At 59.2% G+C, this 25,346-nt stretch carries 17 protein-coding genes and 1 riboswitch; of the genes, 9 read left to right on the forward strand and 8 right to left on the reverse strand.

Annotated elements, in window-relative coordinates; genetic code table 11:
- Nucleotides 1–28: 28 nt before the first annotated feature.
- Nucleotides 29–2,002, forward strand: a complete 1,974-nt coding sequence (locus ABD796_RS04215) for a helix-turn-helix domain-containing protein (RefSeq protein WP_344903292.1) — start codon at nt 29–31, stop codon at nt 2,000–2,002.
- A 622-nt stretch (nt 2,003–2,624) separates the two neighbouring features.
- On the opposite strand, the gene ABD796_RS04220 is transcribed toward ABD796_RS04215, so the two are convergent.
- Complete coding sequence (locus ABD796_RS04220) at nt 2,625–4,307, reverse strand: ribulokinase (RefSeq protein WP_344903295.1); 1,683 nt, start codon at nt 4,305–4,307, stop codon at nt 2,625–2,627.
- A 21-nt stretch (nt 4,308–4,328) separates the two neighbouring features.
- Complete coding sequence (locus tag ABD796_RS04225; protein WP_344903298.1) at nt 4,329–6,122, reverse strand: L-fucose isomerase; 1,794 nt, start codon at nt 6,120–6,122, stop codon at nt 4,329–4,331.
- A 246-nt stretch (nt 6,123–6,368) separates the two neighbouring features.
- Here ABD796_RS04225 and ABD796_RS04230 point away from each other — a divergent pair, with 246 nt between their 5' ends.
- Nucleotides 6,369–7,445 (forward strand): hypothetical protein, encoded by a 1,077-nt coding sequence (locus ABD796_RS04230; RefSeq protein WP_344903301.1) that lies wholly within the window; start codon nt 6,369–6,371, stop codon nt 7,443–7,445.
- A 96-nt stretch (nt 7,446–7,541) separates the two neighbouring features.
- Here the strand turns inward: ABD796_RS04230 and ABD796_RS04235 are convergent, their stop codons facing one another.
- The 4 genes from ABD796_RS04235 to ABD796_RS04250 all read right to left on the reverse strand — a co-directional run bounded on the left by ABD796_RS04235 (nt 7,542) and on the right by ABD796_RS04250 (nt 11,800).
- Nucleotides 7,542–8,195 (reverse strand): cyclodeaminase/cyclohydrolase family protein, encoded by a 654-nt coding sequence (locus ABD796_RS04235; RefSeq protein ID WP_344903303.1) that lies wholly within the window; start codon nt 8,193–8,195, stop codon nt 7,542–7,544.
- Nucleotides 8,192–9,076: a bifunctional 5,10-methylenetetrahydrofolate dehydrogenase/5,10-methenyltetrahydrofolate cyclohydrolase gene (locus ABD796_RS04240; protein WP_344903306.1), complete on the reverse strand. Its 885-nt coding sequence runs from the start codon at nt 9,074–9,076 to the stop codon at nt 8,192–8,194. The genes ABD796_RS04235 and ABD796_RS04240 overlap by 4 nt, the downstream gene beginning before the upstream one ends.
- 80 nt (nt 9,077–9,156) lie before the next feature.
- Nucleotides 9,157–9,239: riboswitch (ZMP/ZTP riboswitch) on the reverse strand.
- Entirely contained in the window at nt 9,226–11,052 is a 1,827-nt protein-coding gene (locus ABD796_RS04245; RefSeq protein ID WP_344903309.1) for a sensor histidine kinase, read from the reverse strand. It overlaps the preceding riboswitch by 14 nt.
- A 13-nt stretch (nt 11,053–11,065) precedes the next feature.
- Nucleotides 11,066–11,800, reverse strand: coding sequence for a response regulator transcription factor (locus ABD796_RS04250; RefSeq protein WP_344903312.1), 735 nt, complete (start codon nt 11,798–11,800; stop codon nt 11,066–11,068).
- Nucleotides 11,801–12,154: 354 nt separating this feature from the next.
- Between ABD796_RS04250 and ABD796_RS04255 the strand changes: the two genes are divergently transcribed.
- Genes ABD796_RS04255 through ABD796_RS04275 form a run of 5 tightly spaced genes read left to right on the forward strand, consistent with a single transcriptional unit; the run spans nt 12,155 to nt 18,150 of the window.
- On the forward strand, nt 12,155–13,516 hold the full coding sequence (locus ABD796_RS04255; protein WP_344903315.1) for an ABC transporter substrate-binding protein: 1,362 nt from the start codon (nt 12,155–12,157) through the stop codon (nt 13,514–13,516).
- Nucleotides 13,517–13,560: 44 nt separating this feature from the next.
- Nucleotides 13,561–14,439: a carbohydrate ABC transporter permease gene (locus ABD796_RS04260; RefSeq protein WP_344903318.1), complete on the forward strand. Its 879-nt coding sequence runs from the start codon at nt 13,561–13,563 to the stop codon at nt 14,437–14,439.
- Between the two features lie 18 nt (nt 14,440–14,457).
- Nucleotides 14,458–15,297: a carbohydrate ABC transporter permease gene (locus tag ABD796_RS04265; protein ID WP_344903321.1), complete on the forward strand. Its 840-nt coding sequence runs from the start codon at nt 14,458–14,460 to the stop codon at nt 15,295–15,297.
- An 8-nt stretch (nt 15,298–15,305) separates the two neighbouring features.
- Entirely contained in the window at nt 15,306–16,676 is a 1,371-nt protein-coding gene (locus tag ABD796_RS04270) for a sulfatase family protein (protein ID WP_344903324.1), read from the forward strand.
- A gap of 7 nt (nt 16,677–16,683) precedes the next feature.
- A complete protein-coding gene (locus ABD796_RS04275) occupies nt 16,684–18,150 on the forward strand; it encodes a sulfatase family protein (RefSeq protein ID WP_344903328.1) in 1,467 nt (488 codons plus the stop codon).
- 269 nt (nt 18,151–18,419) lie between these two features.
- On the opposite strand, the gene ABD796_RS04280 is transcribed toward ABD796_RS04275, so the two are convergent.
- Entirely contained in the window at nt 18,420–20,123 is a 1,704-nt protein-coding gene (locus tag ABD796_RS04280; protein ID WP_344904216.1) for an ABC transporter ATP-binding protein, read from the reverse strand.
- A 121-nt stretch (nt 20,124–20,244) separates the two neighbouring features.
- On the opposite strand from ABD796_RS04280, the gene ABD796_RS04285 reads away from it, so the two are divergent.
- Nucleotides 20,245–22,293: a stalk domain-containing protein gene (locus ABD796_RS04285; protein WP_344903331.1), complete on the forward strand. Its 2,049-nt coding sequence runs from the start codon at nt 20,245–20,247 to the stop codon at nt 22,291–22,293.
- A gap of 57 nt (nt 22,294–22,350) precedes the next feature.
- Here ABD796_RS04285 and ABD796_RS04290 read toward each other — a convergent pair whose 3' ends face one another.
- A complete protein-coding gene (locus ABD796_RS04290; RefSeq protein ID WP_344903334.1) occupies nt 22,351–23,799 on the reverse strand; it encodes a PAS domain S-box protein in 1,449 nt (482 codons plus the stop codon).
- A gap of 233 nt (nt 23,800–24,032) precedes the next feature.
- On the opposite strand from ABD796_RS04290, the gene ABD796_RS04295 reads away from it, so the two are divergent.
- Nucleotides 24,033–25,247 carry an MFS transporter gene (locus ABD796_RS04295; RefSeq protein ID WP_344903337.1) on the forward strand — a complete coding sequence of 405 codons (1,215 nt, stop codon included), beginning with the start codon at nt 24,033–24,035 and terminating at the stop codon, nt 25,245–25,247.
- The last annotated feature ends 99 nt before the right edge of the window (nt 25,248–25,346 follow it).

Below are 25,346 nucleotides of genomic sequence, written 5' to 3' on the forward strand. Positions count from 1 at the left end.
TCGATCGAACAGGAAGGAGCCGCTCTCTATGTCCACACGTTCGCCGGAAAGGCCCAGCCGCACGCTGCTGCTGCTGTCGTCCGTTCGCCGCATTCGCCGGTCCGGTCCCCGCTTCCTAACGCGCCGCGTCTCGCCCGCTCCGATGCTTTGCTGCGTCATCGCGGGGAGCGGGACGCTGCGACTCGATGGGGAGGCGTTTCCGGCGGAGCCATCCCGGCTTTATTACATTCCCGCAGGCGCAGTTATCGAAGCGGAGGTCGGCGCCAACGGGATCGAATACGTGCTCATCGTCACGAGGCCGGTCGCCGTCCCGGGCAAACGCGCTCTCCACGGCCACTCTATTCAGGCCAGAGGGCATGTCGGTTCAGGAGCGGAGGCGGGACCGGTTGGCTCTGACAAGCAGGGTGGTTCCGGCGGGCAGGTCGGTCCGGAAGAGCAGGCCGGCTCTGGCGAGCAAGCTGACTTCGGGGAGCAAGAAGCTTCGGACAAGCAAACCGACTTTGGCGAGCCGTTCGGTCTGGACAAGCACTTGGACCGCTCCCGCGAGCAGGTCGCTTCGGATAAGCAGGCCGACTTTGGCGAGACGGTCACAGCCGATCAGGTTTTTCCTCCCGGCGGCAGCATGCTTTCGCGCCATCCGGACGCGGCCCTTCCCTTTTTGCCCGGGCTCCTTCCGTTAGACAAGCCGCAGGAAGCGCTCCTGTTGCTGCACAGGTTGGAGAAAGCTGCCGGGAAGACGGCCAGCTCCTCTCCCCGGCGAGGCGGTCCGGAGCCGGAATGGCTGCTTTATGCGCTGCTCGTTCTGCTCACCGGCGGTCCGGAACGGGAATTGGCAGTTAGAACCATAGCGATAGCAGCGACAGGAACGTTAGAAGCAGCGGTAGAAACAAAGGAGCCTGAGCACAAGGCCGAAGACCAGACGACCCGTTCGTCCGACAGCGTCATCCAGCCCTGCATCGCCTATATACAGGAGCATTATTCGCGCAAAATCAGCCGCGAGACGCTGGCGGATATCGCCAAGCTGACCCCGAATGCCTTTTGCCGCAGCTTCAAACGCGTGACGGGCGTTTCCCCAACCGATTATATAAACCGCATCCGTATCGAGCGGGCTAAGGACTTGCTCTCGCCCGCCGGCTCGGTCAAGGACGTGGCCGCTTCCGTCGGATACGTCAGCGAATATTATTTTAGCCGCATGTTCAAGAAGACGGTCGGCTTATCTCCTACGCTGTTTATCAAAAGAGAGCGGCTCCGGGTCGCGACCGCTTCGCGCAACGGCTTCCACGATAATTTGTCCTTCATCGGGGTCGAAGCGGCCGCAGGCGTCGATTGCTATCGATACCCGTGGATGGATGACGCCGAGTACAACCGGAAGCTGCAATCCCAGCTCGGGCAGCTGCGTCTCGTCAAGCCCGATTTGATTATCGCTGACTATTTTCATGCCGGACTGTACAAAACGTTGAATGAAATCGCGCCGACCGTGCTGCTGGAGCACCACCTCGATTGGAAGCTGACTCACCGGAAACTTGCGGAGCTGACCGGCCGCGAACGGGAGGCCGAGCAGACGTTCCGGCTGCTGGAGGAACGTAAGGAGGAAGCACGCAGCCGGCTGGAAAGATCGGAGCGGGCGGGAACCGTAGCGGTCATGCAGCTTCTGCCGAGCGTCGTGCGTTTGCAAGGGGCGGTCAACCATCCTTTGAACGAGCTGCTTTACCTCGAATTGGGGCTCAAACCTGGCCAATCGGTGCCGTTGAATAAAATGAGGGAAGAGTGGCCGGCCGCTTCCTCGGCAAGTCTGCTCCCAGAGAACAACTTGTCCGATACGCAAACCGACTATTTGTTCATCTACCGGCATGAGGGCGAAATCGATTTTGACTTTGCAACAGCCATCAAGAAGCTGCCGGGAGCCGTCCATACCCGGTTTATCGCAAATTGGCTGCACATGAGCTGGACGCCTGCGGGGCGGCTGGCGATTATCGACGAAATCATCTCGACACTCGGCTAGACTGGCGCCGCTGCTCGATGACGCACAAAAAAAACCGCTGAAGCTCCCTGCTTTCAGGAACTTCGGCGGTTTTTTTGCATTTTTTCGATTGAGGAGTTTGGAAGGAACCAGTTAGTCGGAAAACCTGTCAATTTGGTGCCTATAACGGGCAAAATGCTCAGGCTTTTCCTCCCCACGCCCAGGCTTAATGCTCGAACGAACACTACCGCTCCGGAAAATCGCTCAATTCGCTCGGTTAACGCGCTTTGGAGCACTATCCGTACCCGGGTTCGCTCCAAACGGGTCGCTTTCCGGGTCCATGCCCAGGCTTAATGCTCAAACGAACACTACCAGACCGGAAAAGCACCCAATTCGCTCGGTTAACGCGCTTTGGAACACTATCCGCATCGGATTCGCTCCGAACATGCCGCTTTCCGGCCTCATGCCCTCGCTTAGTGTCCAAACGAACACTACCACTCCGGAAAATCGCTCAATTCGCTCGGTTAACGCTCTTTGGAGCACTATCCGTACCCGGGTTCGCTCCAAACGGGTCGCTTTCCGGCTACATACCCATGCTTAATGTCCAAATGCTCTCCCCTTACCATCCATCGCTCAGCAATTAACGGCTAAAGCCCTTCACCGTTCACCGCTTCGACTCGACTGCCCGCTCCTGCAGCTTGCGAAGACGGTGCATCGACTCGTTCGCGCCTTTGCCGAAATAGTCGTGCAGCGTCACGTATTCGCGGTACAGCTCCTCGTACAGGCGGACATGGTCCGCGTTCGGGTAATACGACTGTTTCACCGGCGGAGCCATGCGGGCTGCCGCATCGGCCAACGTCGCGTAGCCGCCGCCGGCGATTCCCGCCGCCACCGCGCCCATCATCGCCGAGCCGAGGGCGGTCGACTGCTCCGCCGCCGGGATGTCGATCTGCTTGCCGGTCACGTCGGCGTAAATCTGCATAAGCAGCGGATTGCGCTGCGGAATGCCGCCGTTGGCCGCCACGACCGAGATCGGGATGCCGCTCGCCTCGAACGCCTCGATCACCCGCTTCGTACCGAAGGCGGTCGCCTCCAGCAGCGCCCGGTATATTTGCGCCGGCCGCGTCTGGAGGCCGAGCCCGACGATCAGGCCCCGCAGGCTTTCGTCGGCGAGGACGGAACGGTTGCCGTTCCACCAGTCGAGCGCCAGCAGCCCGCTTTCGCCCGGCGCCATCGCCTCGGCCTCGCGTCCGAGCCAATCGAACACGGACTCGCCCTTCTGCGCCGCCTGATCGCGGACATACGCCGGAACGGCATGGTCGACGAACCAGGCGAACATGTCGCCGACCGCCGGCTGGCCGGCTTCATAGCCGAAATAGCCGGGCACGATGCCGTCCTCGACGACGCCGCGAATGCCCTCCACCTCGCGCTCCGAATCGGCGATCAGCATATGGCATAGCGACGTGCCCATGGCGAGCACCATCGTGCCGGGCCGGACAACGCCCACGCCAGGCACGGCCGCATGCGCATCGATAATCGCCGCCGCTACCGGGATGCCCGCGCGCAGCCCCGTCAGCTGCGCCATCTCGGGCGTCAGTTCCCCCGCCTTTGTGCCGGAGGGGATCGTCTCGCCGCGCAGCTTCGTCTCGGGGAGCGAAGCCAGCCGCGGATCGGCGGCCTCGAGATAGCCGCGGTCCGGGTAGCCTTCCGTCTTATGCCACGTCCCCTTGTAGCCGGCCGCGCAGCTGTTGCGCTTAAGCGTCCCGGTCATCGCCCAGACGACCCAATCCGCCGCCTCGACGAACCGGTCGGTCGCGTCGAACAGCTCGGGGTCCTCGCGCAGCGTCTGGGCTACTTTCGGCAGCAGCCACTCCGAGGACAGACTGCCGCCGTAGCGGCTCAGGAACGTCTCGCCGCGGGCGACCGCCAGCTCGTTCAGCCGGTCCGCATCCTCCTGCGCGGCGTGATGCTTCCACAGCTTTACCCAGGCGTGCGGCCGCCGTTTCCACGTCTCGCTGAAGCACAACGGCGCGTTGGCGCCATCGACCGGCAAGATCGTACATGCGGTAAAATCGATGCCGATGCCGACGATCTCGTCGGCCGACACGCCGGACTGGCGCAAAGCCTCGGGCACGGAACGGCGCAGCACCTCGAGATAGTCGTCGGGATGCTGAAGCGCCCAATCCGCGCCCAGCTTGACGCCGCCCTCCGGCAGCTCCTTGTCCATCACCCCGTGCGGGTACGGTGTTACATGAGTGGCCAGCACGCGGCCGTTTTTCGTATCGACGATCAGCGCACGGCCCGATTCCGTACCGTAGTCGATGCCGATCGCGTAAGTTCCGTTCATCGATTCATCGTTCCTTTCGCGTTACTTGTACAGCGGTCCATACGCGCTGCAGGCGCGGTAGTCCGCCCCTTCGGAATCGCTCGTGCCGAAGGCGTTCCATGCCGACGGGCGAAACACGCGTTCGGCCGGCACGTTGTGCATGCTCACCGGAATGCGCAGCATCGAAGCCAGCGTGATCAAATCGCCGCCGATATGCCCGAAGCTGACCGCGCAATGGTTCGAGCCCCAATGGTTCATGACCGAATAGACGTCGCGGAACGGGCCTTCGCCGGTCAAGTTCGGGACAAACCATGTCGTCGGCCACGTTTGGTCGGTGCGGCGGTCCAGGATGTCGTGCACGTCGTCAGGCAGCTCGACCGTATAGCCTTCGGCAATTTGCAGCACCGGCCCGATGCCGGCAACCAGATTGACACGAGCCATCGTCGCCGGCATCCCTCCGCGCGTCGTGAAATCGGTCGAGAACCCGCCTCCGCGGAAAAAGTCGATGGCCGGCCGCCACTGCGTCGCCTCCAGACACGCCTGCGCCTCCTGCTCGGAAATGTCCCAATGCGGCTTGACCGTCGGCGCCCCGTCGGCATCCTGCTGCCGTCCCGTCCAGTCCAGCGAAGCCGGGCCGGAGTTGATCAGATGGATGACGCCGTTCTCCGCGCGGCCGCTCAACCGCTGTCCGGTCACGCGCTCGACCGCATCTGGGCTCCAGTACGTGCGCACGTCGGCGAACAGTTGGGCCGAATGGGTAAGCAGATGCCCGAACAGCATCGTCACTGCATTCAATGTATCATTTTCGGTGGACACCGTATAGGGCTCGCGGATGCCGTTCCAGTCGAACGAGGTCGTCAAGATCGCCTCCATGAAGTCGCCGGTCGGATAATAGTCCGTCCATGCCCGCTGCCCTTGGAAGCCGGCGGCGATCGCATTGCGGCCGTGAGCCTCCTCGCCGTACCCCATTGCCGCCAGCTTCGGGTTGCCGACCATCAGGTCGCGCGCGATCAGCGCCATTTTGACGATCGTCTGCCAGTCTCCGTCCTTCTGCTCGCTCGTCCGCTTCAAATGTTCCGGATTGACGTCCTCGCCCTCGCGGCAATGCTCCTTGACCCATTGAAGCGCTTTCTCAAACTCGGCTTGGTCGTAAATGCCTTTCTCGATGCGCCGCACGAACTCCGTCATGTCGACGTACTCGTTGCGCATGCCCAGATAGCGCTGGAAGAACGGCTCGTCGGCGATACAGCTGGCGATGCCCATCGACACGTTGCCCATCGACAAATACGATTTTCCTTTGAGCGTTGCGACCGCAAGCGCCGCTTTGGCGAACTGGAGCAGCTTTTGCCGGACGTCGGGCGTAATCGTCTTGTCGCCCATATCCTGAACGTCGTTGCCATAGATCGCGAACGCCGGCAGCCCCTTCTGGTTATGCGCGGACATTGCCGCCGCCAAGTAAACGGCCCCCGGGCGCTCCGTTCCGTTAAAACCCCAGATCGCCTTCGGTATCGTCGGATCGGTGTCGATCGTCTCGGTCGGGTAGCACCAGGACGGGGTGACGCTAATCGAGACGCCTACGCCCTCGCGCGCGAATTTCTCCGCCGCCTGCGCCGCTTCGGCCACGCCGCCGATCGTCGTATCGGCGATGACGCATTCGACCGGAGCGCCGTTGGCATGCCGGAGATTGCCGCTCAACAGTTCCGCGACCGAACGCGCCATCTCCATCGTAACCTGCTCCAGCGATTCACGAATGCCCCCTTGGCGGCCGTCCAGTACCGGGCGGATACCGATTTTCGGCAAACTTCCTTTAAAACGATTGACGTATGGCGAACTCATGGGAAATCCCTCCTCAAAAGTTAGGGTTATCGATAACACTAAAGATTGTTTCCAAACGCAGCCTCCATCAAAATGGGCAAAGGCACCGTAGAGTTATCGATAACATTTTTCATTTAACTTTAGTTTATTCCGAAAAGCGGGTACGTGCAAGCTCTTTTTTTAGGGGGGATTTTCCACAACCCCCACCTCTTTTCCACGTCTATATGATTATGATCTATACCTGTAAAAGCTAGGAGGAATTTACCGATGAAAAAGTTCGTGATCGGCTTCATTTGCGGAGCGGCCGTCGCCGCCTCCACCGCGGTTGCCGCTTCCGACGCGATCCAGGCGCATTTGTTTCCGAGCGAGGTGTTCATCCGCAGCGGCGAGACGACGATCCAGCCGATCGAGGTCGACGGAGAAAATCCCGTGATCAACTACAACGGCAAAGCGTATATTCCGCTCCGCACGTTCGCCGAAGCGTTCGGGCTCCATGCCCGCTTCGAGGAAGGAAACCCGGACGATGGTGTCAAACACCGCATAACGCTGAAGAAATACGATATGCCCGACGACAACAATCTCTATCTCACCGATCCGGATAACCATGTCCATATGGGACAGTTTTACATGAGCAGGCAGCCAAACGGCCAATACGTGCTGACCCGCGGCACAATCCGCATCGACAAAGCGCTGGACAACAAGGCAATCTCGATTTCTGCGCTTGACGTTAACGGAAAGCCGATCGGGTCCTCGAATTTTGTATACATCGACGGCTCGAACGCCGCTCCGCCGCAGCCCGGGGAAACTCGTACGTTCTCTACGCTGATCGCTCTTAACGGCAGGGAGGTGGACTCCTACAAGGTTGCCGTCCGCGACGTGATGACTCCGATCCAAAACGAGCAGGTCGGGATGTTTTTGAACGACGGCGTGGTCGCGGCACTGTTTCCTTCAAACGGCTTCGATCCCAAACCGCGACAGGGAGACACCATGCCGTTCCATGCCTCGTTCCAGAACAACTACAAAAAGGAAATCGTCCTGGAGCCGTATGCATGGTCATGGTCCGTCTACAGAATGGACGATAATGGCGAAACGGGCCCTCTCGTTCTCGAGCAGCCACTGCCCGCGATCTCCGGTCCGCTCGCGGGCTGGGCTTCCTACTCGATACCCGTTAATCTCGATCTGAAGCGGGACAAGGACGGACAGCCGCTCGCCCCCGGACGCTACCGGATCGTTCTGAACCGACCGGATACGGTTGGCTACCGTTCGGAGGGGAGCGACCTCGTCACGGAAAAGCTGCTGACCAATACGCGAACGCCGAACGGGTTTGGATTTGAGCTCGAATAAACGGACTCGCGCGCGTTAGAAAAGCTTCTGATCGAAGCCTCTCGATGAAACGCATTCGAGCTTCAGAGGCATCTGCTCATAGACAGGAAGAAGCGCCTATCGGTGCCCCTTCCAAATAACGGCGCGCACGCGGCCCACCGCCTCGTCCCTCCACTCCTCGCACTCCCGCAGCAGCGCGGATGCGCGCTCCTCATACGCATCCCGCTCCCCCTCGTCCTTCAGCGAGGCGAGGTTGATCTCTACCGTCAAATACGCCGAACGAGCCGACGTTTCGAACAGCAAAGCGCCGATGCCCAGATCGGAAATCACGTTCGGATTGCCCGCAGCGGCGAGACGCGCCGTCAGCTCCATCGCATCGCGGCATACCCGCATAAGCGCGAGCGGCACTTCGATCGCCTGCTGCGACGCGTGCCGAAGCGCTTCGGCACGGGCCCGCTTCTCCTCGTCCGTCCCTTTGGGCAGCTTCAGCGCCGTCATATACCGGTCGAACGAGGCGATATCCGCCTCCAGCAAGTCTTCGCAATCCCGCGTCCAGCCGCTCAGCCGGTCAACCGCTTCCCGCATCGCCGGACCGACGTCGGCAAACTTCTCCCCTTGCGTGAAATTGGCGGTCATCGACACCATTGCCGCTCCCAGAGCGCCAACCAGCGCAGCGGCGCTGCCGCCCCCGGGCGTCGGCACAGCCGCTCCGGCCTCCTCCAGAAACGAGCGGATCGTCCGGTCGAACCGGCTTCCTTCTGTCGTCGTCATGCGCGTGCTCCTCCTTTCGTTTCAACGTCGCGGCGGGCTTCCTGCTGGAGCCCGATCGCCCGGATCGCATTGACGAACAGCAGCGCGGTCGTCAGCGTGCCGACGCCGCCCGGCACCGGAGAGACGGCAGCGGCCGTATGGATCGCTTCCGCGTCGACGTCGCCGACGACCCGGCCCTCCTCCGCCTCGTTAATGCCCGCGTCCACGACGACCGAGCCGGCGTGGAACATATCCGCGGTCAGCAGCCCCGGCCGGCCGACGGCGGCGATGACGATATCCGCCTGCTTCACATGCCGGCTCAGATCGGCGGTGCGGGAATGGCACACCGTAACGGTCGCCTGCTCGCGCTGGAGCATATGGAACAGCGGCAGCCCTACCGTCTGGCCGCGGCCGACGAGCGTTACGTTTTTCCCTTCGAGGGAGTACCCGTAAGCTTTCAGCAGCAAAATGCACGATTGCGGCGTAGCCGGGTACAGTCCCGCTTCGCCGGTCATGACGGCCAGCTTGTTGGCCGGCGTGACGCCGTCTACGTCCTTCAGCGGATCGATCGCGGCAGCGACCGCAGCGGCCGACACATGGCCCGGCAAAGGCAGCTCCACCATAATGCCGTGCACCGATTCGTCACGGCTCCAGGCGGAGACGAGACCGACCAGCTCCGCTTCCGCCGTCTCGCGCGGCAGCTCGGCCAGCACGAACTCGATCCCAAGCGAGGCGGCCAGTTTCTTCTTGGCGTTGGCGTAATAAGCCGAAGCCGGATCGCCCTCCACGAGCAGCGCCGCCACTTTGGGCACCACGCCTTCGGCTCTCAGCCGGGCAGCCTCCTCGGCCGCTTGTGCCCGCACCCGGGCCGCGGTTTCCTTCGCATTCATCCAAATTCCCACAGCGATACACCCACTTTGCCTAGAATAGCCGGACAAAGAAAAAAGCGCCCGAAGCGTGCCGCTTAACGCGGCCGCTTCGGACACTTTACCCAGGCGAACGGTCATGTCCGTTCCGCGCGCTCCCTTGTGGTTCCCCACCGATTCGCCAGTTACGCGCGGACTTGATCCTTTTTCCATTTTAGCAAATCCGGCTCCAAAAGAGAAGCGTCCGGCACATACGGCAAATATAAATCGATGACCGTCCCGAGACCTTGTTTGCTCCGGATATGGATCCGATACGACTCGCCATACGTCAATCTCAACCGTTTGTTCGTGTTGAACAAGCCGATGTGTCCCGTCAGCTCCGTATGATTCCGCACATGCTCTCCGACTGCGGCAAGCCACTCCGGGCTCATTCCGACGCCATTATCGGTTACGGTGATCCGCATGCAGGACGTAGACTGCAGCTGCGCTTTGACTTTAATCCGGCCCTCTCCCCGCTTCTCCTTCAGCCCGTGGTAAATGGCGTTTTCAATAAGCGGCTGGAGCGTCATTTTCACGATGCGGCAGGACTGAATTTCTTGCTCGTCGTATTCCCAGACGACGTCGAATGTATGCGGATATCGGATTTTCTGGATATCGATATAGCTTTTCGCCACTTTCATCTCGGTTTCAAAATGAACGATCTCGCCCGAGCCGTCCAGCGCGTAGCGGAGCAGGTTGGACAAATTCTCCAGCATGGCGTTCGCCGCGTTCGGCCGTCCCGTCAAGCTTAACGTTTTCCAATAAATCGTCTCCAGCGTATTGAACAGAAAGTGCGGATTGATCTGGTTTTGCAAGGCCAGCAGTTCCGCCGATTTCAGCAAATATTTTTCTTCGGACAGCTGCAGCTTCAACTGATTCCGCTCGGCGAACGATTGCAGGATGTTGTTCACGATGAAGCCGTATTCGTCCGCTCTGACGGAGGGCGACGGCCCGGGACGCGGCACTCCGCGTTCATGCGACCGGATGGTCGAGACGATCAACTGGATATGCGCCACGCTTTTCCACGTCATGAAGGCGGCCAAAGCAAGTCCCAGCAGCATTGCCAAGCCGATCGACAGCAACGTCAGCAGGCTGAGCTGGGACGGAATCGCATACAGCGATTGCCTCGGCGTGACGGAGATGTACTTCCATCCGTTGTCCGGCGATTGCAGTTGGAGCAAGGAGTAAGATTCGCCCCCGAGCTTAATAACGACCGCTTTGCCGGAATTATCGTTAAAGCGTTCAAGATCGAGCTCCCGCAAATACGGATAATCCCGGTTTTGAAACAAAATCCGGTTGTTCTCGTCGGCGATCAGCAGGCTTTGGTTCGGAAGCGTTTCGATATGCTGCAGCAAACTTTCGATATATCGGGTGCGCAAATTGAGCGCGATTACGCCGTCGGGACTGCTGCGAGTCGTCGAGGTGAGCGATTTGTACACGGTCGTAATCGGAGTCGGCTTCTCGAACGAATATCGCGTAATTGTTCGCGATTCGGCGAATATCCCCTGCTTGCTCTGGCCGCGCCGGTAGCCGTCGAACCACGAATGATCCGGGTAATCGCCCAGTCTGGCCAACCCTTCCGTCGTCGAAGTCAGAAAAAAACCGTTATCGTTCTCGATATACACATAAACCGACTCGATGTACGGCCTTGCATTGGCCGGCGTGTCGATCGAAGCTTTGAGCGTATTCATCAGCTGATTCTGCTCATACGTAAGCGTCTGCGTGCGAAGCACTTCTTTCAGCGAATAAATGACGCCCGGACTGCTGAAGCTCAAATATAGCGAATCCAGCTCGTGGAACAGCAGCTGAATGTTTTGATCGATCTGGGTGAACAGGTTCGTATTGTTCCGTTCCACCTCGTTGTTCACGTAACGCTGCACGGCTAAAAACGACAAGCTGCCGAGAAGCAGCAGCGGGACGACCATCGGAACGAGAAACAACGCCAAGTTTTTGACGAAAAACCGTTTGCGCACCTTCATCCCGTCCTTAGCGGTTTCGATATTCCCGCGGGCTGCTGCCGAAATAGTGCTTGAACGCCCGGGCAAAATTTTTCGCGTTGCTGTACCCGACCATCTCGCTGACCTCGTACGTTTTGTAGCGGATGTCCATCAGCAGCTCGGCCGCTTTGTCCATCTTCACCTGAAGCACGAAATCGGAAAAATATTCGCCCGTCTTCTCCTTGAAATAGGTGCTCACGTAATGCGGGTTCATATGGATAAGCCCGGCCGCCTCCTCCAACGTGGCGCGGCGGTAATTTTGCAGCACGTAATGGCGGATCGCCTGAATGATCTTTTCGTTGAAGCCGGCCCCTTCCGCCCCGGTCTTGGCCAGCTCCTCGCCCCGGTCTTCGTCCAACTCCGCCTTGAGCCGCGAAAACACATCGTAGAGCTCCTGATAAACGGTCGGTTTGACGATATAATTTCTAACGCCATACTGCAGCGCTTTCCTGGCATACTCGAAATCTTTGTAACCGCTTAAGAAAACGGTTTTCACGTCCAGCTTGCGCTCGTACAAGTGGCGGGCCAGCTCGATGCCGTTCATGACGGGCATTTTTATATCGCACAGCAGGGCGTCCACCTGGTGGTTCAGCATGTATTGCAGGGCGACCTGCCCGTTCTCGCAATGAAACGCGACTTGAAAGCCGATTTCCCCCCATGGGAAATAGCGGATCATGCCGCTGCGGATTTCAACCTCATCGTCTACGATGACCAGCTTGTACAAAGAACCTCTCCCTTTCGTCCGATGATCGTTTCTTCGGGCTTAAGGCCCGGCCCACTTTTGCCGGCGTCCGTGTCGATACCGGCCTGCGCCATCGGTGGACCGGGAGGCGGCTGCTTCCTTCTTTTTCGAGTATAGCTTATTTGGGCAAGGAAGTTTAGACGCAGGGCAAGAAAGCCAAAGCGGAAAACCCCAAATCTGACGAAATGATACCTTTTCGGCCATTGCCGCCCAACCGCTGAACGAATGATACGAAATATGAACCGGAGTGCCTTCCCCCCGATCGCTCCCGCTTTCTATACTGGGGGGAGAAAGCGGTAACCTTGCAGCAACGTACAAAAAGGGAGGATTCGAAATATGAGACCGATTGCATTCCGTTCCAAAACGAAAGTAGCCGTTGTCGCGTGCGGCATGTCGCTGGCGATGACGGCGCTGGCCGCCTGCTCCGGGAATAGCGGGAGCGCGCCCGCGGACAAAGCCGGCACCCAGGCGAATCCGAATGACCCCAAGTCGGCCCCGGCGGCCAAACCAGTGGAGCTGACGTTCGGATGGTGGGGCACGACCGTTCATAACGAACGGTATCAGAAAATTATCGATGCGTTCCAGCAGAAAAACCCGAACATCAAGATCAACACGCAATACGCCGACTATAACGGATTCTGGGAGAAGCTGGCGGTTCAAGCGGCGGGCAACAGCATGCCCCAGCTCATTCAGATAGAGCTGCCGAAAATCAACGAGTGGGTATCGCGCAATACGCTCCAGCCGCTGGACGGGTTCGTCAAAGACAATGTCATCAATTTGAAGGATGTCAGCCAGCTTCTGCTCGACGGAGGACGGGTCAACAACCAGCTGTATGCGGTAAGCGTGGGCACGAATTCGCCTGCCATGATCTACGACCCGGCGATGTTCGAGAAAGCCGGCGTCAAGCCGCTGGAGCCCGGCTATACGTGGGAGGATCTGGCGGAGACGTCCCGGAAGCTGAAGGAGAAGCTGGGCAAAGACTTCTACATCACTCCCTCGGACGGCATGCTCGGGTTTTACCATTATTTGCGAGAGAACGGACTTTGGTTTTACAACAAGGATAACAACGGACTCGGATTCGACGATCAGACGCTGATCGACTTCCTGAACTACTGGGCTCCGCTGCGCAAGGAAGGCGTGACTCCCCCGGCCAATGTTACCGCGGCGGTCAAAAAGAACGAAGACAAGCTGATCGTAAAGGGCAAGTCCCCGATGGACTTCATGTACGACGCGCAGACGCAGGCGATTCAGGAGCTGGGCGGACGGCCGCTGCAGCTGACCTCGTTTCCGACGAAGCCCGGCGGGCAAAAAGCGCTGTATTTCAAGCCGAGCGTCATGCTCTCGATTACGAAAAACGCAAATCCGGATCAAGCGAAAGCGGCGGCGATGTTTATCGAATATTTCACGAGCAGCGAAGAGGCCAACATGATTCTGCTCGGCATCCGCGGCGTGCCGATTCATAAAGACATACAGGATAAGCTGTATCCGAAGCTGGACGATTCGGTGAAAAAAATATTCGATTACGCCAAGATCGTGGAAAAATACGCCGGTCCGCTCTACACGGCCGAACCCGCCGGCCATTCGGAGGTGTCCGCTTTGTGGGACCGTCTGCATGAGCAAACGATATTCGAGAAGATTACGCCGGAGCAATTTGCCAAGCAGCTGCGCGAAGGGGTCCAAAAAATATTCGCCAAGTAACGCCCCGGCTCCCGACATCGGCGTAAAAGAAGGAGTGTCCCCCCATGAGCAAAGGAGAGCTAAGGCGCAACGCCGCGGGATATATGTTCATTTCCCCATGGCTGATCGGTTTTGTCGGCTTTATTATCGGACCGATGATCGCTTCGCTGTATTTATCGTTCACCGACTACGATTTGCTGTCCCCGGCCCGCTGGGTCGGTACGGCCAATTACAAAGAGATGTTCGACGACTCGCGGTTTTGGAAATCGCTGCAGGTCACCTTATCGTTTGCCGTCGTGTCCGTACCGCTCAAGCTGGGGGCGGCCCTTCTGCTCGCCATGCTGTTTAATACCGGCCGCAAAGGAACGAGAACGTATACCCTGCTTTATTACGTGCCCTCGATTCTCGGCGGCAGCGTAGCGGTTGCCGTCATGTGGAAGCAGCTGTTCAGCCTGGACGGCGTCGTCAATTGGGTCATCCGCATGTTCGGCGTCGAGCCGGTCGATTGGATTTTCAGTCCGGATTACGCCTTGTCGGTGATCGTTTTGCAAGTCGTCTGGCAGTTCGGCGCGCCCATGCTCATCTTCTTGTCCGGGCTGCGGGCGATTCCGAAGGAACTGTACGAGGCATCCTCGATCGACGGAGCTAGCAGATTTCGCCGCTTCGCCGCCGTTACGCTGCCTCTTCTGACTCCGGTCGTCCTGTTCAATCTGGTCATGCAGACGATCCATGCCTTTCTCACGTTTTCCCAGGCGTACCTGATTACCGGCGGAGGTCCGCTCGACGAAACGTTATTTTACGCCTTGTATTTGTATGAGCAGGCTTTCACCCATCACAACATGGGCTATGCGTCGGCGATGGCTTGGGTGCTGCTAGCCATTATCGCGATCTGCACGGCGCTCATCTTCCGCTCGTCCAAAGCCTGGGTCCATTACGAATCATGAGAAAGGAATGACGGATTGATGAAAGCAGGCATCGGGAGCACCTTCTACCATTTTTTTGTGATCGCTTTCGGCTTTTTGATGATTTACCCGATCCTTTGGACGGTGGCTAGCTCCTTAAAGCCCGGCTCCGAAATATTCACCAACGTCGCTTCGCTCCTGCCCAGCCGGTTCATGTGGGACAATTACGCGATCGGCTGGAGAGGCACCGGCAAAATCGGATTTTCCGACTTTTTCGCCAATTCCGCAGTCGTGACGTTCTTTTCCGTAATCGGCAGCCTGCTGTCCGCAAGCTTGGTCGGCTTCGGCTTCGCCAGACTGCAGTTCAAGTACCGTTCCTTCCTGTTCGGCTGCCTGCTCGTCACCATGATGCTGCCCGGACAGGTCACCTTGATCCCGCAGTACATTTTGTTTCAAAAGATCGGCTGGGTCAATACGTATTTTCCGTTGACCGTCCCCTCTTTTATCGGCGGAACCCCTTTCTTCATCTTTTTGATGGTGCAGTTTTACCGGGGAATTCCGCGCGAGCTCGACGAGGCTGCGGTCATCGACGGGTGCAGCACGTTCGGCGTTTGGCGCAGGGTCGTGCTTCCGCTGTGCATGCCCGCGCTGACGACGGTCGCGATCTTCTCGTTTTTGTGGACGTGGGACGAATTTTTCGCGCCGCTCATTTACTTGAACGATCCGAAGCTGTACACGATCGCGCTCGGCTTGAGCTTGTTCTCCGATCCGTCCGCCAGCACGGAGTGGGGACCGCTGCTCGCCATGTCGACGCTGACGCTCATTCCGCAGTTCGTCATTTTCATGATATTCCAAAAGTATATCGTCGAAGGCATCGCTACGACCGGCATTAAGGGGTGAAGGCAACCATGGAAAAGGTTCGGAGAAACGTATTGTTCATTACGTCCGACCAGCAAACGACCGAGGCGCTTGGCTGCGCCGACGCCAGCTTCAAGACGCCGAATTTGGACCGGCTGGCGGCCCAAGCGGCCCGCTTTACCGGGCATATGTGCACGTCGGCGCAGTGCACCCCTTCGCGGGCGAGCTGGATGACCGGGCGCTTCCCGCATCAGGTCGGAGTGAATGTCATCGGCCACATGCTCGATCCGCAAGAGGAAAGCATCGCCAAAGCCTTTAACAGACATGGCTACGAAACGGTTTATTTCGGCAAATGGCATCTGGGCTTGTCGGCGGCCGACCATGCGTTCCAAGTGACGGACTACCGGACGGACCTGATCGATCTATGGGGAGCTCATACCGATTATCCGCAGTACCACAGCCATGCCGACGCCCGAAGCACGGCGATGGCCGCCGCTTACCTTGACGATTATGACAGCGCAAAGCCGTTTTTCATGCACGTTTCGTGGAACATGCCTCATCCGAATACGCCGAAAGGGTCGGGGATGGGCCCGTTCGAGCCGATCGAGCCTTATATGGACGATTTTCCCGAAGCGGCGATGCCGGTCCCGCCCAGCTTCTACGCCGACGATTTGTCGACCAAGCCTCCGCATCAGCGAAGGCGGGCGGAGTCCGCCGAATCGGTCTTGACGGAAGACGTCATTCGCCGGGACGCCCAACGGTATCGTACGCTCGTTTCGCTGATGGACCGCAATCTCGGCATCGTGCTGGATAAACTGGAGGAGCGGGGACTGGCCGAACAAACCGTCATCGTCTTCTCCTCCGACCACGGGGATATGCAGGGAGCCCATCGCCTCCGGTTGAAGGGCGTGCTGCCCTACAAAGAGCTGTACAACGTCCCGCTCCTGATCCGTGTGCCGGGCATCGATCCTGCGCGGAAGGTCGTGGACGACCTGACTTCCGGCAGCTCGGTGGCCGGAACGCTGCTGGACGCGGCGGGACTGCCGATCCCCCCTTCGTTCGAAGGAAGATCTCTGCTGCCTTTATTGCACAGCACCGATCCGCCGCCCGGCGAGAGCGTATTTTTCGAGCATTACGAAGCTTACTGGGGCGAGCATCCGTTCCGGGGCATCCAGACCAAGCGGTGGAAGTATGTCTACTATTACATCGAAAATGACGAGGAAATGTACGATCTTCTGAACGATCCGGACGAATGCGTCAATGTGGCGGGCGAGGCCCGCGTTGCCGCTGTCCGCGAACAGCTGAAGCGCGAGGTGGATAATTGGTGGGAAGCTACCGGTGCGCTTTCGCGTACGCCGCTCCAGGACGAAGCGAGCGACTGGGCGCCGAGAAGCCGAAGCCAATTGCGAGAGAAAGGATGAGGAAACGATGAGAATGCTCGTCTTGGATTTGGACTCGCTCAGTCCCGATCATCTGGGGTGTTATGGTTACCATCGCAATACGTCCCCGAATATCGACCGCATCGCGGCCGAAGGGACGCTTTTTACCAACTACTATACGTCGGACGCGCCGTGCATGCCTTCCCGGACCGCTCTGATGACCGGGCAATTCGGCATCCGCAACGGCGTCGTCGGACATGGAGGCACCGCCGCCGATCTGCGGCGCGAAGGAACCGCCCGCGGGTTTCGCGACCGTCTCGGCGAAGGGCACAGCCTGCCCGGCTTTATGCGCACGCTCGACATGAAGACGGTGCTGTTCAGCCCGTTCGGCGAACGCCATGCGTCATGGAATTTTTACGCCGGGTTTAACGAAATGTACAACTCCGGCAAAGGCGGCATGGAGTCGGCGGAAGACGTGACGCCTTCCGTGCTCGATTGGCTAAGCCGCCACGCCCGCGAGGACGACTGGTTCGTATACGTCAATTACTGGGACCCGCACACGCCGTACCGCGCGCCGGAAGGCTTCGGCAACCCTTTCGCCGGCGAACCGCTGCCGGACTTTTTCACCGAGGACGTATTGGAGCGGCACAAGCGGAAGGTCGGGCCGCACAGCGCCCGCGAGATCAACATGTTCAACAATCGGACGTCCCCCGCGTATCCGCGTCATCCCGGAGAATTGCTCGACATGGACGGCCTGAGGCAAATGATCGACGGCTACGACTGCGGGATCCGCTACATGGACGAGCATATCGGCAAGCTGTTCGCCTCGCTCGAGCAAGCCGGCTTCATGGACGATCTGGTCATTATCATTACGGCCGATCACGGCGAAAACATGGGACAGCTTGGCATATACGGCGAGCACGGTACGGCCGACCAAGGAACATGCCATATTCCGATGATCGTCCGTTGGCCCGGCATGACGAAGCCCGGTCACGTCGATACGGGGCTGCATTACCATCTCGATCTCGGTCCGACGTTGGCGGAGCTGCTCGGCAAGCCCCCGGCCGCGAGCTGGGACGGGCAAAGCTATGCCGCGGCGCTGAACGCCCAAGAAGAATGCGGTCGGGATTACTTGGTCGTGTCGCAGTGCGCCCACGTATGCCAGCGCAGCGTACGGTTCGGCGATTGGCTGTACATGCGGACGTATCACGACGGGTATCATCTGTTCGACGAGGAAATGCTGTTTCATCTGGGCGACGATCCCTACGAGCAGCACAATGTGGCGCAGCAGCATAAGGACGTCTGCAAGGATGCGGTGTATTATTTGAACCAGTGGCACGATGAGCGGATGAGATCGATGCCGTATGACAGCGACCCGCTGTGGACGGTTATGAAGGAAGGCGGTCCGTATCATGCCAAAGGCAATTTGGCCAAATACATCCCCCATCTGGAGAACACCGGCCGCGGCGATGCCGTTCAGGAGCTGAGGCGCCGCCATCCGCTGGAACAAGTTTGAACGCACTCCTAACCCTAACGGAGCGATCGCTCCCCCTGAAGCCCACATTCTATTGGGAGAAATGGTCGATGCGAGCGTACGTTTTATGATAAAATAACGTACAACCGCAATCGCACATGAAATGACTCAGCGAATCGCCCTACGACGGCGAAACGAAAGCGGCACAGATCCATTCTGCGCCGCTTTTTTCCTTTATAAAGCCGGGAGAGATGGCCTCTTCGCCGGTGAAAACCGCCCACCCGCTTGACGGACGCTGACGAACGGCCGTTTCAAGCCCGGTGCAGCCCGGCAAATACGCCGCCGCGCGCCACCAGCTCTTCGTACCGTCCCTGTTCGACGATTCCGTCCTCGGTGACGACGACGATCCGGTCGGCGTGGCGAATCGTCGCCAGCCGGTGGGCGATGACCAGCGTCGTACGGTTGACAGCCAATTGCTCGAGCGCCTGCTGGATCACGACCTCCGTCTCCGTGTCGAGCGCCGAAGTCGCTTCGTCGAGGATCAGAATCGGCGGGTTCTTCAGGAACATCCGGGCGATGGCGAGCCGTTGCTTTTGCCCGCCGGACAGCTTGATGCCGCGTTCGCCGATCTGGGTGTCGAAGCCGTCGGGCTGCGCGGCGATAAACGTCTCCAGATGGGCGCGGCGGGCGGCTTCCCGAATGTCAGCATCGGTGGCGTCGAGCCAGCCGTAGGCGATGTTTTCGCGGATCGAGCCGGTGAACAGGAACACGTCCTGCTGCACGATGCCGATGTTGCTTCTCAACGAGCGCTGGGTCATGCTGCGGATGTCGGTTCCGTCGATCTCGATGGCGCCCCCGTCCACCTCGTAGAATCGCGGAATGAGGCTGCAAAGCGTCGTTTTGCCCGCGCCCGAAGGCCCGACGAAGGCGACCGTCTCCCCTGCCCGGATGCTTAGATCGATATGCCGCAGCACCTTGGCGTGGCCCTCGTAGCCGAACGTCACGTCCTTGAAGACGATATCGCCGCGCAGCGGACCGACTTCCTTCGCCCCCGGCGAGTCGGCCACGTCCGGCTTCGTATCGAGCAGCTCGGTAAAGCGTTTGAAGCCCGCCATTCCTCTCGGGTACATTTCCAGCAGCGCATTAATTTTCTCGATCGGTTTGAAAAACAGGTTCACGTACAGCAAGAAGCCGATCAGTTCCCCGTAGCTGAGCCGGTCCTTGAAGCTGAACCACGCGCCGAACATCAGCACCAGCAGGGCGAACACGCGCGTCAGGAAATAAATGCCGGACGAGCTAAACGAAATGATCCAGTACGACCGAAGCTTCGCTTTGCGGAAATTGGCGTTGTCCCGCATGAACTTCTCCGTCTCGAACGCCTCGTTCGTGAACGACTGGACAACGCGTATGCCGGACATGCTGTCCTCGACCCGCGCGTTTACTTCGCCGATCTCCGCGTACATGCGGCGAGCCGCCTCGTGCAGCAGCTTGTTGCAGGCGGCAACGAGCCAGACGAGCACCGGCACGGCGACGAACGTGATGAGCGCAAGCGGCGTATGGATCGACAGCATAATCGCGAAGGAGGCCACGAACGTCATGCAGGCGATGAACAAATCCTCCGGTCCGTGGTGAGCCATCTCGCCGATGTCGAACAAATCGTTCGTCATCCGCGACATGAGATAGCCGGTTTTCGTATTGTCAAAAAAACGGAACGACAGCTTCTGCACGTGCTGAAACAATTGCTGCCGCATATCCGTCTCGATATTGATGCCGAGTTTGTGCCCCCAGTAGTTGACGATAAACTGCAGCCCGGTGCTGACCACATACAGCGCGAACAGCCCGCTTCCGGCCAGCACGATCGTCCGCCATTCGCCTGCCGGCAGAAGCGAATCAACGAACCATTGCACCGCGAGCGGAAAAGCCAGCTCCAGCACCGCGACGACGCAGGCGCTTCCGAAATCGAGCATAAACAGCCGCTTATGCGGCTTGTAGTACGTAAAAAAACGACGAATCACATTCATGTCTTTCTGACTCCCATTGTCCAATGTCGTGCCTATTATATAAGCTCTCGTCCGCAGGGACAAGGGAAAGAACGACTGAAAACCGATCATCCCGCAAAGGAAGTGTCGCTTACCCATGACTACCCGAAATCGCAATCGTACTCGCGGCAGACATCTCCTCCGCCTATTGTGGCCGGCCAAGGATCACAGCGCTGCCGGACACCGGCCGCATGCGCGCCAGCCCGGAAGCGGGTACGGGCTGCGCTCCCGCATTGCGGCACTCGCCCTGACCGCCCTGCTGGGCGTCTCGCTGGCGCTTCCGCCGGTCGCGAGCGGCGCGGAGCATCCGTGGAACCTCCACCTGAAAGCGGAAGCTTACCGTCAAGCCGGCCAGACGCATCTCGCCGTGCCGATCTGGGACGGGCTGATGCGCGCCGGAGAAGCCGCAGGAGACTGGAACACGGCGGCTATCTACGCCGGCTATATCGACGAATACTATGACGCCATAGGCGATTACGAGAACGCGATTCTTTATTACGAGCTCGAGAACGATTACTGGCTGAAGGACGGCAAAGACTGGGGGGCCAACGATATCGTGCGCGCCAACCAGCTTCGCACAACCGTCGAGCTGTACGCCACGGCTCCGGAGGACGACGCGCTGCTGCGCGCCCATGCCCCTTCGTCCGGTTCATTGGCCAAGTTCGAGCCCGCTTACGGCATGTATGTCGGCATTTATTCCGAGCAGGACAGCGAGATGGGCAACGAGTTCAATAAGTCGGCGTCGATCTACGGGCGCAAGCATGCGATGTACCTCGCATACGCCACCTACGGCGAGCCGTTCCCGCAGCGCTACGTTCAGCGGGCGAAGGAAGCGGGCGGGGCGCTGCAGATCGCCTGGCAGCCGCTGGACGGACTGGAGCGCGTCGCCGACGACGGCTATTTGCGGCAGTGGGCGAAGGCCGCCAAAGCGGCAGGCATCCCGATCTTCCTGCGCTTCGCCGGGGAAATGAACGGGGACTGGACCGCCTGGAGCGGGGACGCCGCCGCTTATATCGAGAAGTTCCGCATCGTAGCCGACGCCATCCATAGCGAGGCGCCCAACGTGGCGATGGTGTGGAGCCCGGGAGACGTGCCCCGCTACAATATGGACCGCTTCTACCCGGGGGACGCCTATGTCGATTGGGTCGGGGTCAGCCTGTACACCGAGCCGTATTCGCACGGCAATCCGCAGGAAAGTATGGAGGCGACGACGCCGATCGAACGGCTGGACGAGCTCTACTCGTTGTACGCCGACCGCAAGCCGGTCATGCTGAGCGAATCCGCGGTATCCCATTATACGAACGCCGACGACAAATCGCATACCGACTTCGCCCTGATGAATCTTGACCGGCTGTACCGCGTCATGCCGGCAAAATATCCGCGACTGAAGGCCATTACGTACTTCAACGTCGACCTGAAGCAAAAAGAATCCCGCAACGACTACTTGCTGCGGGACAATCCGGATATGCTGGCCTTATACAAAACGCTGATCGCCGATCCATACATGCTGTCGGAAGTCAAGACCGGGGCGAAGCCGTCCGATGCGACCGGCTACCGCAGCGCCTCGGCCCCGTTCGCCGGGAAGACGTCGATCGTGCCGTTCGTGCGCATTCCGGACATCTGGATCGGCAAGCTCGAATACGTATTGAACGGGAAGACGATCGCCGAGCAGACGAAGCCGCCTTACGGCATCTCGCTCGCGGCCGGTCAGGTGCCGGACGGCTCCCGCCTGGAGCTGCGCGTGTTCAACCGTTCGGGGACGATCGCCGCGACGAAGACCGTACCGCTCTCCTCGCTCGTCTCGGTACGGATCGATGGCCGGACCGAGTCTTTCGAGCAGCCGCCCGTTATCGTCGACGGCAGCACGCTTGCCCCGCTGCGCGCCATCTTCGAACGGATGGGCGCAGCCGTAACGTGGGACGCCGCCACGCAAACGGCGACCGCCCGCAAAGGCGACAAAACCGTCACGCTCGCAATCGGCCAAAGCGTCGCCTATGTCAACGGCCAAGCGGTCAATCTCGGGGTGCCTGCACGGCTCGTCGGCGGTTTTACGATGGCGCCGGCCCGATTCGTCGGCGAAACGTTCGGCGGTACCGTAACGTGGGACGGCGATTCGCGCACGGTGATTATCGTCAGGAAGCAATAAAACGGTCAAGAAACAGGAGTGTGCGCGAAACCGCCCGAGGCGGAGCGCATGCTCCTGTTACGCTTTCCCGATCTCCGCCGCCTTCGGCTCCGAGCCGAGAGGAAATTCGATGCGGAAAGTCGTGCCTTCGCCGAAACGGCTGTCGATCTTCATCGAGCCTTGATGATTGGCGATAATCCGCTGAGTGATCATAAGGCCGAGACCGGTTCCTTTTTCCTTGGTCGTGTAGAACGGCTCGCCGATGTGAGCCAGCACATGGTTAGGAATGCCCTTTCCTTTGTCGGATACTTCGATGTGCAGCCTGTCCTCCGCGGCCTGCACCTCGATCAGCACATCCCCGCCTTCCGGCATGGCCTCCATCGCGTTTTTGATCAGATTGATCAATACTTGCTTGATCTGATTCTCGTCGCAGCGCAAGTACAAGGAACGATGCTCGCAGCGGATCGCCAGCCGGATATTGGTCAGGACCGCCTGCGTCTCCAGCAGCGACGTCACCTGGACGAGAAGCGATACGATATCGTTATGATCGAACTTCACCTGCTGCGGCTTGGCGAGCATAAGCAGCTCGGTCAATATCGATTCGATGCGGTTGATTTCCGACGACAAAATATCGAAATATTGCTGCTTCGCCCCGCCGTTCTGCATCAGCTGGTGAAACCCGCGGATCGCCGTCAGCGGATTACGGATTTCATGGGCAATGCCGGCCGCCAACTGGCCGGCGATCGACAACCGCTCCGAATTGTTCAGCAGCTCCATCGTTTTGGTCTGCTCCGTAATATCTTTGGCGAGCAGCAGGATCGAATCGACCGCTCCGTTCTCGTCGCGCACGATGCGCACCGTACTGTCAAACCAGACGTAATGCCCCTCCTTATGCCGGTAGCGGCTCGTCTGGCCATACCGGTCTTCCGACCAAATCTGCGGAAGCTGAGGGTCCTCTGGATGGCGGTAATCGACCTCGTTCCGGCCCACCATCTCCTCCGGCGCGTATCCGAGCAGCACGGTGACCGCCGGCGATATGTAGAGAATGTCCATGTTGGCCGAGCAGAACGCAATCACGTCCTGAGACTGTTCCGTAACGAGCCGGTACAGCTCCTCGTAGCGTCGCGTTTCCCTTCCGGTCTCCGGACAGTCCCGCCCCTCGATCTGGGCGATCAAATACAGCGGCATCCCGCGCCCGTTCCGGACGACCGAAGTATGCAGCACCGCTTTGACGCAATGCCCCTCCTTATGTATATACCGCTTCTCCAGCCGGTACGAATCCAGTCTGCCCGACAGCAGCAAGTCGGCTTGGACGACTTCCTTGTAAATTTCGTCGGGGTGGGAAATATCGATAAACATGCGATTCAGCAGTTCCGCCTCGTCGTATCCGATCAGCCGACGCAACGCTTCATTGATTTTCAGAAAACGGCCGCTCGTATCCATTAGCGCCATCCCGATGGGAGCATGCTTGAAGGCGCTGTCAAAGAGAGCCATATTATCTTTTCGCAAATAACCTTTTCTGACCATCCGATACTCCTCTCGGCGTTTGGCCGCCTTCGGGCCGCTGCGCCTGTCCCCCATGAGCGGATAAGCCCACGACCTTTTGATCAACTCCTTCATATCATAGGACTAAATGACTATTTTTTCAACTCCTTCATGCGTATAACATGCTGCGTCTTCGTACGCCGATTTGCGCGGACATGCTATAATGGACCGTATGCAAGTCGGGACGCAATCGGAACGCAAGGAGTGAGAACGTCTTGGGTAATTGGAAACTGAATTTAATCGTTCTGTGGTTCGGCAATTTTCTGGTTATGGCCGGCATGACGATGATTATTCCGTTCCTGCCTCTCTATATTCAGGAGCTTGGGGTAACCGATCCGGGCAAGGTCGCCTTCTGGTCGGGACTCGTATTCGCCGGCAATTTCGTCAGCTCGTTCCTGTTCCAGCCGTTATGGGGCAAGCTTGCCGATCGGCATGGCCGCAAGGTGATGCTGCTGCGTTCCGGGTTCGGGATGGCCATCGTCATGGTGCTGATGGGCTTCGCCGGCAACGTATGGCACTTGTTCCTGCTGCGCATGCTTAACGGCACCATCTCCGGCTTCGTGCCGGCCGCCGTCGCGCTCATGTCGGCCAATACGCCGCGGGAGAAAATAGGCTTCTCGATGGGGACGCTCCAGTCCGGGGGAACCGCCGGAAGCATCCTCGGTCCGTTCATCGGCGGACTGCTGGCGGAATGGGTCGGCTTCCGGCCGATCTTCTACATTACCGGCACGCTGCTGTTTCTCGCCTCGATGCTGGCGATGATCGTCGTCAAGGAGAAGTTCGATGCCGGCAAAGCCGCCAAACAGCCCAACGTATCGGTCGTGGCCGGCCTGAAGGAGCTGGCGCGCATTCCGCAGCTGACCTCCTTGTTTACGGTAACGTTTCTGATCCAGTTTTCGATGCTGAGCTCCATGCCGCTTATTCCGCTGTTCGTGCAGCATTTGCACGGGGAGGGGCATATGCTGGCCTTTTTCTCCGGACTCGTCGGCTCGATTACCGGTTTTTCCAATATGATCGCCTCCCCTCTGCTCGGCAAGCTGGGCGACCGGATCGGACAGGAGCGGGTGCTGTTCCTGTCGTTGATCGGCGCCGCGATCATGTTCATTCCCCAAGCGCTCGTCCAGAACGTCTGGCAGTTGTTCGCCGCCCGCTTCATGCTCGGCATGTTCATAGGCGGACTGCTCCCCTCGGTGAACGCGCTCATCCGCAAGTATACGCCCGACGGTATGGAAAGCCGCTCGTACAGCTTTAACAGCAGCTTCCTGAGCCTCGGCAATATGATCGGCCCGGTCGTGGGCGGGGCGCTCTCCGGGCTGCTGACGATACGCGGCATTTTCCTGATCGCCATGGTTATGCTGTTCGCCAATGCCGTCTGGGTCAACCGGACGCTGATCCGCAAGCCGGCCCCTAAAGTCGAAAGACTGCCGTAGCCGCCATGCGTGCATTCGAAGCGCAACCTGTACCGTTTAGGAGGGCCCGCCGAGGCCGAGGACTCATGCTGCCGCCATAAGCATGCCGGCGTAGGGCCC

Origin of the sequence: Paenibacillus hodogayensis (genome assembly GCF_039536325.1) — a bacterium.
GTDB classification, from domain to species: Bacteria; Bacillota; Bacilli; order Paenibacillales; family NBRC-103111; genus Paenibacillus_AB; species Paenibacillus_AB hodogayensis.

Coding starts and splice junctions, on each gene's coding strand:
- ABD796_RS04235 (WP_344903303.1), bottom strand. CDS start 8,195: ATGACGACGACAGAAGGAAGCCGGTTCGACCGGACGATCCGCTCGTTT.
- ABD796_RS04270 (WP_344903324.1), top strand. CDS start 15,306: ATGGAAAAGGTTCGGAGAAACGTATTGTTCATTACGTCCGACCAGCAA.
- ABD796_RS04285 (WP_344903331.1), top strand. CDS start 20,245: ATGACTACCCGAAATCGCAATCGTACTCGCGGCAGACATCTCCTCCGC.
- ABD796_RS04265 (WP_344903321.1), top strand. CDS start 14,458: ATGAAAGCAGGCATCGGGAGCACCTTCTACCATTTTTTTGTGATCGCT.
- ABD796_RS04290 (WP_344903334.1), bottom strand. CDS start 23,799: ATGGTCAGAAAAGGTTATTTGCGAAAAGATAATATGGCTCTCTTTGAC.
- ABD796_RS04255 (WP_344903315.1), top strand. CDS start 12,155: ATGAGACCGATTGCATTCCGTTCCAAAACGAAAGTAGCCGTTGTCGCG.
- ABD796_RS04275 (WP_344903328.1), top strand. CDS start 16,684: ATGAGAATGCTCGTCTTGGATTTGGACTCGCTCAGTCCCGATCATCTG.
- ABD796_RS04260 (WP_344903318.1), top strand. CDS start 13,561: ATGAGCAAAGGAGAGCTAAGGCGCAACGCCGCGGGATATATGTTCATT.
- ABD796_RS04220 (WP_344903295.1), bottom strand. CDS start 4,307: ATGAACGGAACTTACGCGATCGGCATCGACTACGGTACGGAATCGGGC.
- ABD796_RS04230 (WP_344903301.1), top strand. CDS start 6,369: ATGAAAAAGTTCGTGATCGGCTTCATTTGCGGAGCGGCCGTCGCCGCC.
- ABD796_RS04215 (WP_344903292.1), top strand. CDS start 29: ATGTCCACACGTTCGCCGGAAAGGCCCAGCCGCACGCTGCTGCTGCTG.
- ABD796_RS04225 (WP_344903298.1), bottom strand. CDS start 6,122: ATGAGTTCGCCATACGTCAATCGTTTTAAAGGAAGTTTGCCGAAAATC.